At 66.8% G+C, this 3,624-nt stretch carries 5 protein-coding genes; 3 read left to right on the forward strand and 2 right to left on the reverse strand.

Annotation, left to right across the window (positions count from 1 at the left end; genetic code table 11):
* From DBR20_RS22950 to DBR20_RS10280, 3 genes are all read left to right on the forward strand, one after another.
* Positions 1-183 (forward strand): class I SAM-dependent methyltransferase (locus tag DBR20_RS22950; protein ID WP_258223287.1); only part of this gene is annotated, 183 nt, incomplete at its 5' end.
* Positions 180-881, forward strand: coding sequence for a 16S rRNA pseudouridine(516) synthase (locus tag DBR20_RS10275; protein WP_108266108.1), 702 nt, complete (start codon positions 180-182; stop codon positions 879-881). The genes DBR20_RS22950 and DBR20_RS10275, both read left to right, overlap by 4 nt.
* Complete coding sequence (locus DBR20_RS10280) at positions 878-1,561, forward strand: HAD family phosphatase (protein WP_108266109.1); 684 nt, start codon at positions 878-880, stop codon at positions 1,559-1,561. The genes DBR20_RS10275 and DBR20_RS10280 overlap by 4 nt, the downstream gene beginning before the upstream one ends.
* 135 nt (positions 1,562-1,696) lie before the next feature.
* On the opposite strand, the gene fabB is transcribed toward DBR20_RS10280, so the two are convergent.
* Complete coding sequence (gene fabB / locus DBR20_RS10285; RefSeq protein ID WP_025878419.1) at positions 1,697-2,905, reverse strand: beta-ketoacyl-ACP synthase I; 1,209 nt, start codon at positions 2,903-2,905, stop codon at positions 1,697-1,699.
* Positions 2,905-3,420, reverse strand: a complete 516-nt coding sequence (gene fabA, locus DBR20_RS10290; protein ID WP_025878420.1) for a 3-hydroxyacyl-[acyl-carrier-protein] dehydratase FabA — start codon at positions 3,418-3,420, stop codon at positions 2,905-2,907. The genes fabB and fabA overlap by 1 nt, the downstream gene beginning before the upstream one ends.
* Positions 3,421-3,624 lie beyond the last annotated feature (204 nt).

The following is a 3,624-nucleotide window of genomic DNA, read 5'->3' on the forward strand; positions in this document are numbered from 1 at the left end:
CAGCGCTTCATCGCCGTGGCCGCGCAGGCGCTGCGCCCGGGCGGGCGCCTGTACGTGGTGGCCAACCGCCACCTGCCGTACGAGTACACGCTCAACGAGAGCTTCGGCGCGGTCCGCGTGGTTGCCGAGCGCGATGGCTTCAAGCTGGTCGAGGCAGTGAAGGGCAAGGGGAAGGGTCGGTGAAACTGGTCAAGCACATCGCCAACCTCGGCTACGGCAGCCGCAAGCAGGTGCAGTGGATGTTCCGCGAAGGCCGCGTCACCGACGCCGATGGCGAGGTGCTGTATGCCGACGACCAGGTGCCGCATGAAGCGGTGCGGGTCGATGGCGAGCCGCTGGACCCGCCGGTGGGCCTGTCGCTGGCGATGTACAAGCCGGCCGGCTACACCTGTTCGACCAAGGACAAAGGCCGCCTGATCTACGACCTGCTGCCGCCGCGCTTCCGCGACCGCGACCCGGTGCTGTCCACCGTCGGCCGCCTGGACCGTGAGACCAGCGGCCTGCTGCTGCTGACCGACGACGGCAACCTGCTGCACCGGATCATTTCGCCGAAGTCGAAGCTGCCCAAGGTCTACGAAGTGGAGCTGGCCGAAGACCTGCGCGGTGACGAGGTGGCGCTGTTTGCCAGCGGCACGCTGATGCTGGAAGCGGAGAAGACGCCCCTGCTGCCGGCTGAACTGCAGGTGCTCGGGCCGCGCAAGGCGCGCCTGATACTGCACGAAGGTCGCTACCATCAGGTTCGCCGCATGTTCGCTGCCGCAGGCAACCACGTGCAGGCACTGCATCGCAGCCGTGTCGGTGGCCTGGACCTGCAGGGACTGGCCGAAGGGCAATGGCGGCTGCTGACCTCCACCGATCTGGATACGCTGTTCGCTCCATGACCTCCATCGCTGCGCTGCCGTTCCTGCCTGACGCCGTCATCTTCGACATGGACGGCCTGATGATCGACAGCGAGCGTGTGTCGCTTGCATGCTGGAGCGAGGCCGCAGAGGAGTTCGGCCTGCCGCTGGATGCCAGCTTCTTCGTGCGCATGGTCGGTCTTGGTGACCGCGACAGCCAGGCGCTGCTGCGCCAGCAGGGCATCGAAGACAGCATGATCGAGGCGATGGCGGCGCGCTGCCATGATCTGTACGAGGAACGCACGCAGACAGGGTTGCCGCTGCGCCCGGGCATCCTGGAGCTGCTGGAACTGCTGAAAGCGCACGCGGTGCCGCGTGCGGTGGCGACCTCGACCCGGCAGCCGCGGGCCAACCGCAAGCTGGCCGCGACCGGGTTGTTGCCGTACTTCGATGCGGTGATCGCCGGTGGCGACGTGGCGCGGGCCAAGCCGGCACCGGACATCTACCTGCTGGCCGCGCAGCGGCTGGGCAAGGCACCGGAACGCTGCCTGGCGCTGGAGGATTCCCCTGCCGGCACGCGTGCCGCACTGGCTGCGGGCATGACCGTGATCCAGGTGCCGGACCTGGTGCATCCCGATGAAGAACTGCGCGCGCTGGGCCACCGCATCGTCGGTTCGCTGGTGGACGCCCACGCGCTGCTGCTGCCGCTGTTGCCGAGGTAACGGTGGGTGAGGGTGGGTGCCGACCATAGGTCGGCACGCTTCACCGCACCCGCCGGGCATGGCCCGGCGCTACCGCTCTGGCAGGTGCCAACCCCAAACCCGGTGGGTGCCAACCTTGGTCGGCACGCTTTGCGATCACACCCTGCCGAACACCAGCGCTGCGTTGGTGCCACCGAAGCCGAAGCTGTTGGACATCACCGTGTCCAGCTTCTGCTCGCGGCTTTCGCGCAGGATCGGGAAGCCTTCCACCCTCGGGTCCAGCTCGCCGATGTTGGCCGAACCGGCCACGAAGCCGTCGCGCATCATCAGCAGGCAGTAGATCGCTTCATGCACGCTGGCAGCGCCCAGCGAATGGCCCGACAGCGCCTTGGTCGAGGACAGCGGCGGAATCGCATCACCGAACACCTCGCGGATCGCACCCAGCTCGGTCACATCGCCCAGCGGGGTCGAGGTGCCGTGGGTGTTGAGGTAATCCAGCGGACGGTCGACGTTCTGCAGCGCCATCTTCATGCAGCGCACGGCACCTTCACCGGACGGGGCGACCATGTCGGCGCCATCGGAGGTCACGCCATAACCGATCAGCTCGGCATGGATGTGTGCGCCACGTGCCACGGCGTGGTCGTAATCCTCAAGCACCAGCATGCCGCCACCACCGGCGATGACGAAGCCATCGCGGTCCTTGTCATACGGGCGCGAGGCGCTGGCGGGGGTGTCGTTGAAGCTGGTGGACAGTGCACCCATCGCATCGAACATCACGCTCATCGACCAGTGCAGGTCTTCACCGCCACCGGCGAACATGATGTCCTGCGCGCCGTGGCGGATGAGGTCGGCAGCCGCGCCGATGCAGTGTGCGGAGGTCGCGCATGCGGCCGACAGCGAGTAGCTGACGCCCTTGATCTGGAATGCGGTGGCCAGGCAGGCCGACACGGTCGAGCACATCGTGCGCGGCACCATGTACGGACCGACCTTGCGCACGCCGCGGCTGCGCAGCAGATCGACCGCACCTACCTGCCATTCGCTGGAGCCACCACCGGAACCGGCGATCAGGCCGGTGCGCAGGCCACTGACCTGTTCCGGGGTCAGGCCCGCATCGGTGATGGCATCGGCCATCGCCAGGTAGGCGAAGGCGGCGGCATCGCTCATGAAGCGCTTCTGCTTGCGGTCGATCAGCGCGTCCAGGTCGAGGTCGACGCGACCGCCGACCTGGCTGCGCAGGCCGGCTTCGGCGTGGTCGGCCAGCGCGGTGATGCCGGCGCGGCTCTCGCGCAGGGCGGCCGAAACGGTATCCAGATCATTGCCGAGGCAGGACGTGATGCCCATGCCGGTGATGACGACGCGACGCATCAGAAGCTCCCGGTTTCAGTGAACAGGCCCACGCGCAGGTCGCGGGCGTTGTAGATCTCGCGGTCGTCCACGTACATGCGCGCGTCGGACTGGGCCATCACCAGCTTGCGGTTGATGACGCGGCTGATGTCGATCTCGTAGCGCACCAGCTTGGCATCGGGCAGCACCTGGCCGGTGAACTTCACTTCACCGCAGCCCAGGGCGCGGCCCTTGCCGGGCGCACCCAACCAGGTGAGGAAGAAGCCGGTCAGCTGCCACATGGCATCCAGGCCCAGGCAGCCGGGCATCACCGGGTCGCCGATGAAGTGGCAGCCGAAGAACCACAGGTCCGGACGGATATCCAGTTCGGCGCGTACCATGCCCTTGCCATGCGGTCCGCCGTCCTCGCGGATTTCGGTGATGCGGTCGAACATCAGCATCGGGTCGTTGGGCAACCGGCCGGCGGCAGCGCCGAACAGTTCACCGCGTGCGCTGGCCAGCAGCTGGTCGCGGTTGAACGCGTGGAGACGAGTCATGGAAAGCGCAATCCTGGAAGCGAAAACAAGGCAACGAGTTCCCGAGGATGCACGACGGATCAGGCGGATATCAAACCGCGTCTCCGTACGCGTGCGTAGTGTTTTCAGCTGAAACCACGCATCCCGTTGATGCACAACGACCATACTTCGGCGTCTGGACGGGTACGGTGCAGGTATCATGTGGGCCAACCATGAACGCACTGC

Source organism: Stenotrophomonas sp. HMWF023 (genome assembly GCF_003060985.1).
GTDB lineage: Bacteria > Pseudomonadota > Gammaproteobacteria > Xanthomonadales > Xanthomonadaceae > Stenotrophomonas > Stenotrophomonas lactitubi.

What these genes read in the sequence shown, in the direction of transcription:
- fabB (WP_025878419.1), bottom strand. Translation starts at nt 2,905, where the DNA reads ATGCGTCGCGTCGTCATCACCGGCATGGGCATCACGTCCTGCCTCGGC.
- DBR20_RS10280 (WP_108266109.1), top strand. Translation starts at nt 878, where the DNA reads ATGACCTCCATCGCTGCGCTGCCGTTCCTGCCTGACGCCGTCATCTTC.
- fabA (WP_025878420.1), bottom strand. Translation starts at nt 3,420, where the DNA reads ATGACTCGTCTCCACGCGTTCAACCGCGACCAGCTGCTGGCCAGCGCA.